Here is a 14,815-nt window from a genome sequence, read left to right on the forward strand (position 1 = left end):
TTATCTGGCTCGTCCGATCTCATCCCCACGTGTGCCTCGGCGATTGGTTAGTTTCGGGCCTCAAACGCGGATGAATCGACAATTTTCGTCGATGCAACTGCTTCCAAGCCTTCCACTACCAAATCTGCAGATTCAGTTGCAAGTCGATCCCGCTTTGCATCAACACTTGCTCGCGAACTCGCTGGATCAATCGCACGCACTGTTCGCTGGTGGCGCCTTCATGCGAAATCAGATAGTGCGGTTCTTTTGAGTCGAGCGACACGTCGCCTTCGCGTACGCCAGCCAACCCAACGTTTTGGATCAAGTCTTTTGCTGGCATTCCGTCAGGATCGATAAACGGCATCGCGATCCGTCGTTCTTCAGACGGCCGCGACGCGTTGCGGCTGATCCAGAGTTTTTGTAGCCGTTTGGTCAATGCGGGAGCCTCTCGCTGCTCCATCTCGAAAATCACTTCCAAGACAGTCAGTCCGCTCAGCGACGTTTTGCGGTGCGAAAAACCGACTTCCGACTGAGGGATCGTGCGACTTGTGCCGTCTTTTTCCAAAACGACCACGCTATGCACAGCCGAACCGATATCACGACCATCGCTGGAAACATTGCCAACAACGGCGGCGCCAACGCTGCCAGGGATACCGACAAGGTGCTCCAGTCCGCCCAGGCCCGCACCGACTGCTTTGATCACCGCATGCGATAGCTTTGCACCCGCTCCGGCGGTCAGCCGATTGGCGTCGATGGTGAGCTGGCTCGTTGGCGCGGCGGCCAACGAGATGACGATTCCATCAAATCCTGCTTCGCGGACCAGCACATTGCTGCCACCACCCAAGATGCGCGTGGCAATTTTGGCTTCGTGGGCCGCCTGAATGATCCGGACCAATTCATCTTGATCGACGGGTTCGGCGAAATAGCGTGCTGGGCCGCCAATTCCAAGCCAAACGTGAGGGCCGAGCGGTTCGTCGGCGCGAATCAGATGTTGCAGGTCGTCAGGAAAGCTCATCGCGGATCTATTGTGCAGGATTCAGTTTTGCAGGGTGCAAATCGTCGCCCCAAGGATAACCCATCGCGCAAAAAAAAGCGTCGGGCGGAAATAGATTTCGCCGCCGACGCTTCGGAATTTTGATCGATTGGGATTTGGCTGATTAACCGCGACGTTTGTCGATTGCTCGTTTGACCAGTTTGCGTACCGGCTGCTTGGGTTGGTAGCCCATCAGCTTCTGGCGTTCCCATTTGCCTTCGGCGTTTTGCGTGAAGACGATGATTTGGGGAAGCATTTTTTCGCCCTTGCACAACTGTTCGCACAATTCAGGTTCGGCGTCACGATCCACTACAGCCACGCTGACGCTGTCTAGCTCGCCGGTTTGGACCATGGGGCGGATTGTTGTGTCCTTGAGGACATTGCAGGCAGTGCACCATTCGGCTCCCACAACCACCATCAGTGGTTTTTGCTGAGCAACTGACTCTTTGTACGCAGTCTTGTAGTCGTGAGTGTTCGTCGGCTCGCTTGTTACACTCGCGAGAACGGCAGCCAAAAGCAACGAAACCATTCCTAACTCCTTGTATCGAGGATGGACCTTCCCTAGCAGTGACCGACACCATGTCGGCGTGGATGATTAGGACCACAAGAATCGAAAAGTGGTGATCCAGAACCCAGATAAGAACTACTCAGGCGTCTAATCTTCCTCGTCACCCTGCATCGGTCCTTCAACGTTTTCGTTCGCCATACCATGGCGAAGCGGGGCAACGTGCGGGCCATACTTTCTACGATCGGCTCGGATGCGTAGGAAAACGGCCCTAACTCAAAACTGCCGATTACGGTTAGCTAGCAAAGCATTTCCGATCATGCGGCAGGCGTAAGTTGGGCGGAGTATATGGCTGCACTTGAGCCCAGCAAGGGTCAGGATCAAGAATTCCCCAGATTGAATCTTTTAGAATTTATTTAAAACTGTAGGCAGCAAGATGTCACGCTGCTCCAGAGACGCTAAGCTGTTTCATAGAAAGAGTTTGTGGATGTGCCAAAGGCATGCGGCAAATTGTTTCACCGACCAGCCTGGGGGTATGGGCAGTTTGCAAAAGATTTTGATTTTGTAGCCGATAAAGAGGTCGGTTTTACGCTTCCTAAGCTCTCATTTGGTGTGTCTTCCCGAAGGAGGCGAGGAGCTGCTTACCAAGTGCGACGGACCGAAGCTTCGCTGGCCAGGCTGTGCGTGCATTCGAATGGATTACGAATGGTTGTGAGCAAACGAAGCTGTCGTCAGAAAACGCCTTTGTCAGACGTTTCTATGTCATTTCTGGGTTCATTGAAGCGTCGCCCCCCTCGTCGCACGTCGAAATATTTCCAATGATTTAGGCTAGCCGTTTTGCGAGGATTTCGTTTCGCCGGCGCAAACTGATTTCCATCGTTTCTTCCAACACCCATCGAAGCGACAAGTATTTCTGCATGAAGCTTCGCATCGGACTGATCGGACTCGGAGATGCCTGGCAAACCAGGCACCGCCCTGCGTTAAGAGTATTGCACGAACGATTCGATGTTCGCGCGGTCTTCAGCACGATCTCAAAACTGGCGGAAAACTCGGCTGCCGAGTTTCAGGCTGACGCGGTCGACGGATACCGAACCCTGCTGTCGCGTTCGGACATTGACGCGGTGCTGATTTTGGAGCGGTCTTGGTTGGGGTGGTTGCCGGTTCTGGCGGCCTGTGAATTTGGCAAGGCGGTGTATTGGGCGGGCGATTTAGATTTTGACCCGCATCAAGACGAAGACGTGCGGAAAGCTATCGAAACGTCGGGCGTTGCTTTCATGACCGAGTTTCCGCGTCGGTTCGCGCCGGCGACGTTGCGGCTGAAAGAATTGATCGCGACGCGTCTCGGGCCGCCGAAATTGATTTTTTGCCATCGCCGTCTTCAACTGGCCGAAAAAGCGACAACCCGTACCGACAACAAGTTCAATCTGGTCGAACAAGAGCTGGTCGAATTGGTGGATTGGTGTCGGTACGTCGTCGGTCGCGAGCCAAACGAAGTGAGCTGCGTCTCTCACGCTAGCGCGACCCAGTTTGCCAGCGAGACAATGGGTGGCGAGCTTGTGGGTGGCAACGCAGTCGGAGGGAACTCACAGGGCGTCGAGCAAACCAACAGGTTGTCCAGCACAGGTCCGTCATCCAGCACAGGCCCGTCATCGGGCGCAGCAACGTCGGGAGAAACGACAGCGGGGGAACCCACGTCGGATTACCAGTGCCTTAGTCTTCAGTTTCCCGCTCAGGGCGACCTGTCATCGGTTACGGCGCAGATCAGCTGCGGCAGCTACATTCCGCGGAAGTGGTCCGAGGCCGTCAATTTTCGACCGCCTGCTGCGATGCAGATTTGTTGCCAACGTGGCGTGGCGTTCATTGATCTTCCGTCCACCATTACATGGTTCGATGAAGCGGGCCGGCACATGGAGTCACTCGATACGGAATCACCTGTCGGCGAACAGTTGCTCACCCAGTTTCACCGCGCGGTCACCAGTTTGGTTCGCAATCTGGCCGATCTGAATGACGCCTACCGCGCCGCTTCGATTCTGGCGCAGGCTCGTCGTAGTGTCGAATCAGGTCATCGCATCCGCATTTGAATTGCGGATGCTTCAGCCATTAAGTTGAACTGGGAGCGAGAGCGTCCTAGATTGGACGGACGCATTGCGATGAAGTTTCGCGACATGCGTTCGCATTGCCAATCCTCTTTTGTCTACTGAGTCGTTCATGGCCTCATCGGATTCCGATCAAACTGACGGCCAGGCCTCTCACGGCGATCATCCGCCCACCGGCGAGTTGCTAGCCACGTTGATCAATTCCGCGGATCACTTGGTCTGGTGCACGTCGCTTAGCGGCCGACGGTTGCTTTACGCCAATCCGGTGGCGGCTCGGATCTATGGTCAGCCATTCGAGGTGCTGAAATCGAATCCGGACTATTGGGTCGAAGCCATTCATCCGGATGATCGTTCGGCGGTGCTGATGAATTTAAACGACCTGATGAAACGTCAGCAGATCGAACAGGAGTACCGCATTGTTCGCCCCGACGGATCGGTGGTCTGGCTGCACGACCGAATCAGCGTGGTGCAAGACGAAGAGGGCCGGCCGTTGTATGTGGGCGGCATCGGAACGGACATCACTGCGATTCGGGAATCCGAGGCGATGTATTCGTCGCTGGTCGAGAATCTTCCGCTGCACATCATCCGCAAGAACACGAATTTCGAGGTGGAATTTGGCAATCAACGTTACTGTGAAGCAATCGGATTGCCGCTGGACGAAGTGATCGGCAAAACGGACTTTGATTTGTTCCCGCCCGATCTAGCGCAAAAGTACGTGGACGATGACCGCCGAGTGATCGCGACCGGGCAAGTGTTTAACGATGTCGAAGAACATCAGAATTCCGATGGCGAGCGGGTGTTTGTCGAGATTTTCAAAGGACCCAACCGCGATTCGCAAGGCAACATCAACGGCGTCCAAATCATGTTTTGGGATGTCACTCAGCGAAAGCTTGCCGAAGAACAGGTTCGAATCGCACGCGATTTGGCCGAACAAGCTAGCCAAGCGAAAAGCGAATTCTTGGCAAACATGAGTCACGAAATTCGCACGCCAATGAATGGCATCATCGGCATGACGGAGCTGCTTCGCAGCACATCGCCGACGCCTGACCAACGCGGTTACTTGAACATCATCAAGCAGTCGGCGCATTCGCTGTTGCGATTGCTAAATGACATTTTGGATTTCTCTAAAATCGAAGCTGGCAAGCTAGATCTGGAGAATAGTGAATTCGATTTGCGAGACTGTGTTGGTCACGCCATTCAAACGCTCAGCGGACCGGCCGGCGAGAAGTGTTTGGATTTGCTGTGCTCGATTGATCCCGAGTTGCCGGATGTCCTCTTGGGTGATCCCGGTCGACTCTCTCAGGTAATCGTCAACCTGGTCGGCAACGCGGTGAAATTCACGCAAAGCGGCGAAGTCGAACTGAGTGTCACGCAAGATGTGCTTGTCGATGATCGGATCCGACTTCGGTTTGCCGTTCGCGACACTGGGATTGGAATTCCTAAGGAGCAGCAACAAAAAATTTTTGAATCGTTTCGCCAAGCGGATGCTTCCACGACGCGCAAGTACGGCGGCACCGGATTGGGGCTGGCGATCTCGCTGCAATTGGTCGAAATGATGAACGGCGATTTGGCTGTCGATAGCTTGGCGGGGCAAGGTTCCACGTTTCATTTTGCGGCGGACTTCAAGGTGGTGGCACGTCATAAACCTGTTTTACAGCTCAGTTCGATTCGGGATACACACGTATTGGTGGTTGATGACAATGCCCGCAATCGCGTGATCTTATCTGGCATGCTGAACCGCTGGAATCTTTCGCCCGATGCGGTTTCGTGTGGCGACGATGCGTTGGCAAGAATGCGAGCGGCTCGCTCCGCCGGAAAACCATTTGGCGTCGTAATCATCGACTGCGTCATGCCGCTGATGCACGGGTTTGAATTGGCCAAGCAGATACGCCACGAAGAAGCGATCTCCGACTGCAAAATCATTATGCTCTCACCCGCCGTGCAAGCAGGCGATGTCCAGCGGTGCCGTGATTTGGCCGTTTCGCGTTACATGCAAAAGCCAGTCGTGCAGACAGAGCTGCTGGAAACGATTCTTGAAATCGCTGGGCTAAAACAGACGCCCCGATCGGCCGCGGACAGCCAGCAATTTGCGACCGGGTTGAAAATTTTGTTGGCGGAGGACGGCAAGGTGAATCAGCAAGTCGCGGTCGGGTTGCTGAAACGAAATGGTCATGATGTCACGGTAGCCAATGATGGTCAGGAAGCTGTCGATGCGATTGGTGCCGGTGAGTTCGACTTGGTTTTGATGGACGTCCAGATGCCCAATATGGACGGGTTGGAAGCGACGCAGAAAATTCGCGAGTCCGAGCAGGCGACGGCGAAACGGATTCCGATCATCGCCATGACCGCCGGCGCAATGAAAGGCGACGAGCAACGTTGTTTGGAAGTCGGGATGGATGCTTACCTCTCCAAGCCCATCAATCCGGATTTGCTGTATACAACGATCGATCAGTATGTTGGCGCAAAGGAAGCTCCGGCCAGCGTCTTGGCAGCAACAAACGAATTGGAATCTTCGCTCGGCACACCCAGTCCTAGCTCGATTCCAGGTCCTAGCTCCATTCCTAGTGCGATCGATTTGGTGGCCGTTCGACGGCTTTGTCAGCAAGATGATGTCCGAGTTCGGCGGTTGGCTACGTCATTGCTGAGCGAATCGTCCTCCTTGATTGATGATTTGCGGACCGCGATGGCCGCAAACGATGTGCAGTTGGTGCACCGAAGTGCGCACACCCTGAAAGGTTCCGCGGGTATTTTTGGTGCCTCGGAAGTAGAGCAAGACGCTTTGCAGTTGGAACTGAAAAGCATGGAGTGCGTGCACGACGCTCGGTCGGTCGAAGCTCTTGAACCGCTGGTCGAAAAATTGATTCAAAGCGTAGGGCCGATGGCGACGGCATTGCGGTCGCTGGCAGATGAGTAGTGGTCCGTCATGGCGACAGTCTGCTCTGCTGGCACAATTGCTTGGGAATCAATCGCTCATTGAAGAGGGGGCTTTCCGCTGCAAACGGAACAGTCGCTCGCCCTGCCACCAAAACCAAAACAGTGCCAAGCTGGCGCCGGCGACCGACAAGAGGGCATCGATCAATTGCTGCCCGAAATCAATGGCAAACGGAAAACCCGCGTAGCGGCAAGCCAGATACAGTTGGCTAACGTTAGCGATGACGACGCAAAAGGTTGCGAGTGCTATGCGAACCAACAGATGCCCCGGGACGACTGCCAAAACTAAAACAGGTGCGATGCGGCTCAGGCATCCAATCGCAAAGGCCAGAACCAGCATCCAGTACGGCCACGTGCTTCCGGAACGTTCGACATATTCGTTCAGGAGCGGCACGAGCGAAAAGACAACAGCAAACCCAGATGTCCAATAAAGCAACTCCGCGATTGATAGCGGCGATTTGGGCGGAAGTTCACGTACGTCTTCGTCGACAATGCACAGCCCAAATGTTCGTCGCAGCAGGGCAAAGCATGCCAAAGTGACGGCCAGGACAATGAACTCGAGAGTCAGATAGGCGTACCCGTCGACGCTCAGCAACCAAGGCCATTGGATGTTTTCGGGGTAGATCGCGGCTGCTGCGATTTCCTTGACGGCAGGGATGCCAAGGATCGCACATGTGCCCGCTAGCGCAATGGCACCGACGCGGCGAACAGACATGGGACTGCGCCAGGTTAACAGCAGCGCCAAGCCAATCAGAAAAGACGAAAGTAGGCTGATGATGAAAAACGTCGTGGTCGCCGTGCCCCAGCGTGACCAATCAAATACTGTCAGGTAGAACCCGCTTCTGAACGCCCAGAGCGTTAGCGGGCCAAGGATGACCGCTAGCAGGATGGATTTTTCGATGCGTTTGCGACGTTGCTCATCGTCCATCACTAAACGAAATCTCGGGCTTCGGCGTAATGGCGGCGCGACATCGCCGCTTTGCCGACCCGCTGCGTTCCCAATACGAACGCGGCGGTGCGAAGATCGACTTTGTGTTTCTTAGCTGCCGCGGCAACCGAGTGGTAAGCTTTTTGCATGTGATTGGTTAACTCAATGCGAACACGATCAATGTCCCAGCAAAACTGCTGGATGTTTTGCGCCCATTCGAAGTAGCTGACCGTCACACCGCCAGCGTTGGCCAGGATGTCAGGCACGACCAGGATTCCACGTTGGCGAAAAATCGCGTCGGCTTCGGGCGTCGTGGGAGCATTCGCGGCTTCGACGATAATCTTGGCACGCACATCCTTCGCATTTTCTTCTGTGAGCACGTCGCCCAGCGCGGCCGGAATCAAAACGTCTGCGTCCCAGGTCAAAACATCGCTGCTGTGGAAGGCATCACCACCGGGGAAACCTTTGACGCTACGGTGTTCGCGAACCCACGTGCTAAGTGCTTCGACATCGAGCCCTTCGGCACGGGACGTTCCGCCCAAGTGGTCACCGACGGCGACGATCTTCGCGCCCGCTGCGGCCATCAGCTTCGCGGCAAAACTACCGACGTTGCCGAATCCTTGCATCGCGACAGTAACATCGGCCAGCGTTTTGTTTTGCTCCTTGAGGGCCTCTTCCAAGACGATCGTGACGCCGCGGCCAGTGGCTTCCTCGCGGCCTTCGCTGCCGAACAAATGCAGGGGTTTGCCGGTCACGACACCCGGAGAAAAACCGGCGTACTTGGAGTACTCGTCCATGATCCAGCCCATGACTTGAGCATTGGTGTTAACGTCCGGCGCGGGAATGTCGATCGTTGGACCGATGACTTCTTTGATTTGGCCGACAAAGGTTCGCGTGATCGCGTCGAGTTCTTTGATGCTTAACTGACTTGGATCACAATTGATCCCGCCTTTGGCACCGCCGTAGGGCACGTTCACGACGGCGGTTTTCCAAGTCATCAGATTCGCCAACGCAATGGATTCGTCTTCGTTGACGCTGGGGTGAAACCGCAGCCCGCCTTTCATCGGCCCGCGAGCCCGGTTGTGTTGGACGCGGTAACCGTAGTGGTGTTTCAGTTTATCGTCGTCGCCTTCCGTCACGATGACGACTTTGACGATCCGAAACGGGGCCAGCAGAATGTCGCGTAGTTTCGGCGTTAGCCCCAGGACATCCGCAGCTTGGTGAAAGTAAACATGGCTCGATTCCAACATTTGATTTTTCCTGTTCGTTTCGATTCTGTTAGCCGTTGGCGCTCACCACGGGCGCTTTGCGGTTTGCAAATCCAAGTCACTTCTTGACAAATGCCCGTGGCTAAAGCTAGCGGCTAATCAATCAGCGCGTCGCGTGACTACAGGATACTCTGGAACTCTTCCCACGACTTGGTGTTTACGACGTCGCTGGCTGTCAAACCGCCTCGTCTGGCTTGCTTGATTCCGTACTGCATCACGTCCATGCCGTCGGTGCTGTGTGCGTCGGTACTGATGACGATTGGGATGCCCATTCGCTTGGCGGCGGCAAGATGCAATTCGTTTAAATCCAAGCGTGCTGGATTGGCGTTTAACTCCATTAGCGTGCCGTGTTCCTTGGCGGCTTTCATCACCGCGTCCATGTCAACTTCGTAGGGAGGTCGGCGGTTGAGTAGGCGACCGGTCGGATGCGCGATGCAAGTGACGTGAGGATTTTCGACGGCTCCCAAAATGCGATCGGTGATTTGGTCGCGAGGCTGTTTCTGCCCGTAGTGAACACTGGCCAGCACCCAGTCGGCTTGTGCCAGCACATCATCCGGCAGATCCATGCCGCCGGCTTCCAGAATGTCACATTCGATGCCTTTGAGAATGACGAGTCGGCCTTCGTACTCAGGGCGGATTTCGTCAATTGAATTCCATTGCGCCAGCAGACGCTCGGGAGTCAGTCCCATCGCCATCGAGACGCGCTGGCTGTGGTCGGTAATCGCGATGTACTTCATGCCGCGTTCGATCGCGGCATCGGCCATGTCGCGAATCGTGCCTTTGCCGTCTGTCGCCGTGGTGTGCATGTGCAAGTCACCGCAGATGTCTGATAGCTCGATCAAATCTGGCAGACTGCCCTGCTCTGCCGCTTTGAATTCGATGCGGTCTTCTCGCAATTCCGGTGCGATCCACGGAAGCCCGATCGCTGCGTACACGTCCTCTTCGGTTTCGCCAGCGACTTTCGTTTCATCGTCGGTGCGAAACACGCCGTACTCGTTGATCTTCATGCCTTTTTCTTTGGCGATCTTCCGCGTGTGAATGTTGTGCGCCTGCGAGCCGGTGAAATACTGAAGTGCCGCGCCGAACTGGTCTGCTTCGACGCATCGCATGTCGACCTGGAAAGCTTTGCCGACGCGAATCGAGATCTTTGTGTCGCCGCGTCCGATCGTTTGGCTTCTATCGGGGTAAGCTTCCAGGTGATCCATGGCTGCGATGCGATCGTCCGCAACGATCAGCAGATCCAAGTCGCCGATCGTGTCGCGACCGCGGCGGTAGCTGCCCGCCCACTGCATCTTTTCGATGCCGCTGCACCGCGACATGTGATCGCTGATATGGTGAGCGAGTTCATCGCCGGTGGCCCAGTAGATTCGCTCGCCGGCTTGTTTGGCGATCGCGATGCCTTCCAGGATGGAGTCTTCGGTTTTCTTGCCAAAGCCTTTCAGCTTGCCCACGGTGCCTTCTTGGCAAGCACGTTTTAGGTCGTCGAGCGATTCGATGCCTAGCTCCGCGTGAATCTTGGCAGCTTTCTTTGCACCCAGTCCTGGAATGCGAGCCATCACGATGACGATCTCAGGAACTTCACCGCGGAGTTTTTCTAGTTGTGGCAAGTTGCCCGTGTCGACCAATACTTGCGTCTTTTCGACCAGCGTTTTGCCGATGCCAGGAACGTCTGAAAGTTTGCGCGACGCATCCGCCAAGATGTCAGCCACCGATTCGTCCAGTTCGCGGATCGCTTTGGCCCCGTTTTGGTACGCTCGAATGCGAAACGGATTTTCTCCTTTGAACTCGAGTAGCTCTGCCATCTCCTCAAACACACTTGCGATCGCTGCGTTGTCCACTGCTTGATTATTCCGGTACGTGGTGTGCCAGTCGGTGTCGTGGCTTGTTTGCTTTCCGAGGCGTTTAAGATTAACCGAACTCCCGTCGATTCGGGAGTCAGCCAGTAAACGCACTTTCGCAGCGTCTTTTGGATGGTTTCGCGTTAGTCAAATGCTGCTGGCCTTTCCACTACTTTCCATGTGTCGCTGCCAGGTGCTCGGAATTGAATGAACCTAAGGTTGTTGGATCCCCAAAGTTCATTCACCCTGGCTTCTGTGATGGGGTCATTCAGTCTTAAGTGTGTGCGGCCAAAGAAACGGATTGCTTTTCTTAGTTTGTCGGTGCTGCTGTTTGAGGTCGTCAGACGCCAAGCGAACCCGCTTACGTCGACAGGGGGAACGCGAGGAGATTCGTCCGTTCGTTCCGGCACGTTTTGCAGGTCGATCGCCTGTAGATCAAGGCCTTGGCAGGGCACACCGGCAAGAGCGTTCCACGCCGCGTCGCTCAAGTGGCCCGATTTGATACGCAGATTGCCGTAGCCGCTACCGATTTCTAGGGCTTGGAGAGAATCAGCGGAATGTTCAATTAGGTTTAGCTCAAGTGTGTAGAGGCTTGGGAGGGCGGAGATTTGTTTTGCTTGAACTGATGTCAGCACGTCGCCTTGGAGATTCAGGTTGCTCACTCGGCCCAGTTTTGAAAGATCGCCTGTGCGGTTGTTGATCGAAAGTGAGAAGTTGCTGTACCTGTGCTGCAGTTTGCTCAGTGCCTTGCCATCTTCGTCCGAATAGTGGTCGATGGAAAAGAAAAGTCTCGGCTCTTCGAGTTTATTCAGCCAGTCGACCAGTTCTGGCGAGACCGCAGGTGCGCGCTCATCGCGTCGCAGGTTCAGCGATCGGATAGACGATCCCAATTCTCGAAAGGGGATGCTTTGTAAACGCCCTATATCGCCATGGATGGACGAGATCTTTGTCATGCAGTCCGGGCCGATCCGGTTGGCCAGCCAGGTGGGCAGCATGACCCCGTCGTGTGTGCGTTTCCATTCACCCAGTTCGTCGGGGGCGCGCCCGCGAAAAGTCAAGCCAGCGTCGCGAAGCATGTTCGCGTGACGTTGCAATTTAAAAAACGGATCAAGGGCCGCAAAGCAAGCGAACCCCAACGCGATCAAAAGTGGGAATCCAAAGACGGTCAGCGACAAAGTCAGCTTGCCGCGTAGTTGAAACAGCCGAACAAGAATGAACACGCTCAGCGAAGACAGGGCGGCCAAAGCAACTCCCAGCATCGGTTGGCCAGCGAAGTAGCTTGTGCCGAAGTAGACCGGCAGGATTACCGCGATCGAGGCGAAGTACGGCAGCAGTCGGCGTCGTGTTCGCGACGGTGAGATCACGGGCGAATTTCGGAAATGATAGGCAATCGAAACAGTAACGATGTCAGTCTATCACAAAGTCTCTGTCCTCCACTGTGAACCGGCCTGGTTGCGATTACAGCGGCAGCCAGCCGTCGGTGTCTCGCAAGATCGGCTCGATCGATTTGGCTGGTGCTGAGGGCCGCTTGCCTTGGAACTGCTTGAGCGAAAGATTGGCTTCGCGGACGGGAACACGAACGCGAGCCGAAGCACTGTTGGCGGTGCCACGTTTGTACCAGCCGTCGTCGGCGGATGGTTGCTCGGTGGCGGGCGGAAGTTTTGGAGCTCGAATATCGAGATCGCGAACACTTGGGGCTTGGATGCCGAGACTTTCGCTATTGGGACTTTCGCTATTGGGGCCTGGCATCTTGGATTCGTAGCGAGGTGTGATGTCAAAGCTTGGCTGAGTGACGCGATTGGCTTCGGCGTCGCGTTGGCGAAAAGGCGATGGTTCAGGATTGGGATCCGGGATCGGACGCAGCGTGCTGTAGGCTGGCGCGACGGGTCGTTCTGCAGTTGCTTCGGTGCGACTGACAGGTTGTTGTGCGCGTGGTTGTGACAGCGGGGGAGCAACAGGGGCAAGCTGCGTGTAGCTTTGCTCTCGCGATTGACGTGGCTCGGGCGTGTAGCGAGGTTGTGCTTGATAGCGACTGCGTCCCAAAGGGCCGTTCAGATCGACCGGCTCGTCGTCGATGGGTGACTTGTAATACGAGCTTTGGTCGACGTCCTCTTTCTTGTTGAAATCTTCGTCGGCGTACGGCGTCACGTCGCGGCGATACAAGCCGTCGCGGTAGGTGTCTTCGTCGTTGCGTGGGCGTGCCGATTCAAGACGAGGCTGTCCAACGTTGTCTTGGTCAGTTCCACGGGCTGACGACTCGGGGCGTCCGGTAAGTGGCTGGGTGTTTTGTTGGTAGTAACCACCGCGTGGTTCGGTCGATGGAATGGGGATCACATCGCGATCGTTGGGCGAATCGATTCCGCCAACTTGACCAACCGCGCCTTGGTTGTCGAATGAACTGGAGTTGTCGAACTGTGGTCCGTAGTTGGGTGCCGGAGCGTAGTTTGGATTTTGTGCGTAGCCAGGATTAGCCGCATACGGATTGGGGCCGTAAGGCTGCGGAGCTGGGCTCGCAGCTATCCCGCAACCGCCGCTTCCGCAGGGCATCGGTGGTCCAATGGGAGTGACAGTCGTGCCTTGGTTGCCGAAGCCGCCAGGCAGTAGTCCACCGCCAGGCTGAAAGCTGTTGTAGGGAGTGCGCTGAAGTTGTTGTACGTAGGAGCTGCACGCTTGCTGGGTCGTGACCGTGGTGCCGGTGATCGGGTCAACGGCCGTCATTGGACGGTAATAGGTGATGGGAGCTCGGTAGTACGACGACTGGTAGTTGGTTCCCAGTAGCGATCCAAAGAATCGGGCCAGGCCACCGACGCGTGGGCGCGGTGCATTCGGAAACAGGGGATCAATGACAGGGCCGTTCAGCGATGCCGCGGGGGTGATTTGCGAAGTGCCGTATCCAGCTGCGTACGGCTGTGGCACCGCTCCGAAGGTGTTGGGGTAAACGTTGCCAGTTCCGTAAAACGGATTCGAAGTCGTGTTGGCGCCGCGGAGTGCGCGAGCAATCGGGACTTCACCACCAACATTGGGGCGACCGAAAGCCGGCTGAGCCAATGATGGCTGAACTAACGACGGACGGTACGAAAGTGCAGGAGCCGCCATCGTCGGAACCGTGTTGAACGGCTGTGCGCCCACAGGTGGGCCGACAGTCGTATTGGTGACTGCCCACGGTGTCGGTGCGGCTGCCGCTGGCGGCAAAGTTGGCTGCGCACCGTAATTGGCTGCATAGCCGCTGCCCGCCGGATTCAAAGGCGTCCAGTTGCTAACGGGAGCGACAGTTCCGCTAGGCGGCAATTGATACGCAGTTCGATTCGCACCATAGCCACTCGGTGTACCGTAGCCACTGACAACGGGGCGTCCGGTGTAAACCGACGGATTGTCGTACGTCTGCATTTGGGCCTGGTAACCCGCGACTGGGGAGACACCCACCGGAGCAGCGCCCATGGGGACCACGGCCGTGGGCGCGTATCCAGCGGCGTAAGTCGTGGGGGTTCTGCCGAAAAGCCAATCGCCAAAACCTGCGTCAGCTGAGCTGGCAGCGACAAACGAGGTGGCGAGGGTGAGCAGTACGGCTGAAAGGTGTCGAGTCGACATCGACCAAATCCCATGCAGGTGTGAGTTTCACGGCGCAAAAGCACGCCAGCGAACTCCGCACGGACGGTTCCAGCAGAGTTCCGTTGTAAATGAACGCCGCAGCTAGGGTTTGGTCAACGAAACATGAGTGTCGCTGGGCAGCTTGGAAAAGTTTTTGGGCCGTCCCGCAGCGGATAAACCGGCTGGGCGGGTTGTGCCGAATGATTTTGTCGCCGACTTGGACAAAACGATTGGAGCGAAATGAAAGCAAAACCGGGGAGAAGCGTGAAACGCGGTGGGCCGCTGGCGCTAGCCACGGGCCCATCATCCAGCACTCTCCATTTCCAGAACTCTCAATCCGTGTTTTGTTGCGGTGCGTCATCAGGTCGCACCAAGGTCGGGGCGTAGTAAGACGGGGCGCTTCAAGAACGCCCGGCCCCATCTGTCTCGGCCTTTGCCAAGCAGGTTTTTGGCAGGCAGATTGATGTCCCTAAATGTCCGTGGCTAGCGCCAGCGGCTCACAACTTGGGCGGTCCTTGGTCCGCGCCGGCGGCTCAGTTGTGGTTTCCGCCCCTTCTGCCAAGCTGGCACAGCCGCTAGGATCTCGGCCCGGGCTGGTATGGATAGGCAGCTGCTAAATCGTTGGCTTGTCGCGACTTGCGGCACAATG

9 protein-coding genes are annotated in these 14,815 nt (G+C 56.1%); 2 read left to right on the forward strand and 7 right to left on the reverse strand.

Annotation, left to right across the window (positions count from 1 at the left end; all coding sequences use genetic code 11):
* Positions 1-115: 115 nt before the first annotated feature.
* Together K239x_RS05985 and K239x_RS05990 are read right to left on the reverse strand one after the other, a co-directional pair.
* Positions 116-994 carry a UDP-N-acetylmuramate dehydrogenase gene (locus K239x_RS05985; RefSeq protein WP_145416881.1) on the reverse strand — a complete coding sequence of 293 codons (879 nt, stop codon included), beginning with the start codon at positions 992-994 and terminating at the stop codon, positions 116-118.
* A gap of 142 nt (positions 995-1,136) precedes the next feature.
* Positions 1,137-1,541, reverse strand: coding sequence for a thioredoxin family protein (locus K239x_RS05990; protein ID WP_145416882.1), 405 nt, complete (start codon positions 1,539-1,541; stop codon positions 1,137-1,139).
* Positions 1,542-2,434: 893 nt separating this feature from the next.
* Between K239x_RS05990 and K239x_RS05995 the strand changes: the two genes are divergently transcribed.
* Both K239x_RS05995 and K239x_RS06000 read left to right on the forward strand, forming a co-directional pair.
* Positions 2,435-3,598 carry a Gfo/Idh/MocA family protein gene (locus tag K239x_RS05995; protein ID WP_145416883.1) on the forward strand — a complete coding sequence of 388 codons (1,164 nt, stop codon included), beginning with the start codon at positions 2,435-2,437 and terminating at the stop codon, positions 3,596-3,598.
* 127 nt (positions 3,599-3,725) lie between these two features.
* Positions 3,726-6,527: a hybrid sensor histidine kinase/response regulator gene (locus K239x_RS06000; RefSeq protein ID WP_145416884.1), complete on the forward strand. Its 2,802-nt coding sequence runs from the start codon at positions 3,726-3,728 to the stop codon at positions 6,525-6,527.
* 48 nt (positions 6,528-6,575) lie between these two features.
* Here K239x_RS06000 and K239x_RS06005 read toward each other — a convergent pair whose 3' ends face one another.
* From K239x_RS06005 to K239x_RS06025, 5 genes are all read right to left on the reverse strand, one after another.
* A complete protein-coding gene (locus K239x_RS06005) occupies positions 6,576-7,472 on the reverse strand; it encodes a hypothetical protein (protein WP_145416885.1) in 897 nt (298 codons plus the stop codon).
* 2 nt (positions 7,473-7,474) lie between these two features.
* Positions 7,475-8,722, reverse strand: coding sequence for a Glu/Leu/Phe/Val family dehydrogenase (locus tag K239x_RS06010; RefSeq protein ID WP_145416886.1), 1,248 nt, complete (start codon positions 8,720-8,722; stop codon positions 7,475-7,477).
* A 137-nt stretch (positions 8,723-8,859) separates the two neighbouring features.
* Complete coding sequence (gene polX / locus K239x_RS06015) at positions 8,860-10,542, reverse strand: DNA polymerase/3'-5' exonuclease PolX (RefSeq protein ID WP_419190053.1); 1,683 nt, start codon at positions 10,540-10,542, stop codon at positions 8,860-8,862.
* A gap of 179 nt (positions 10,543-10,721) precedes the next feature.
* Entirely contained in the window at positions 10,722-11,942 is a 1,221-nt protein-coding gene (locus K239x_RS06020; protein ID WP_145416887.1) for a hypothetical protein, read from the reverse strand.
* A gap of 94 nt (positions 11,943-12,036) precedes the next feature.
* Positions 12,037-14,166 carry a hypothetical protein gene (locus tag K239x_RS06025; RefSeq protein ID WP_145416888.1) on the reverse strand — a complete coding sequence of 710 codons (2,130 nt, stop codon included), beginning with the start codon at positions 14,164-14,166 and terminating at the stop codon, positions 12,037-12,039.
* Positions 14,167-14,815 lie beyond the last annotated feature (649 nt).

The sequence above is a fragment of the Stieleria marina genome (genome assembly GCA_007741555.1).
In the GTDB taxonomy this organism is placed as follows: domain Bacteria; phylum Planctomycetota; class Planctomycetia; order Pirellulales; family Pirellulaceae; genus K23-9.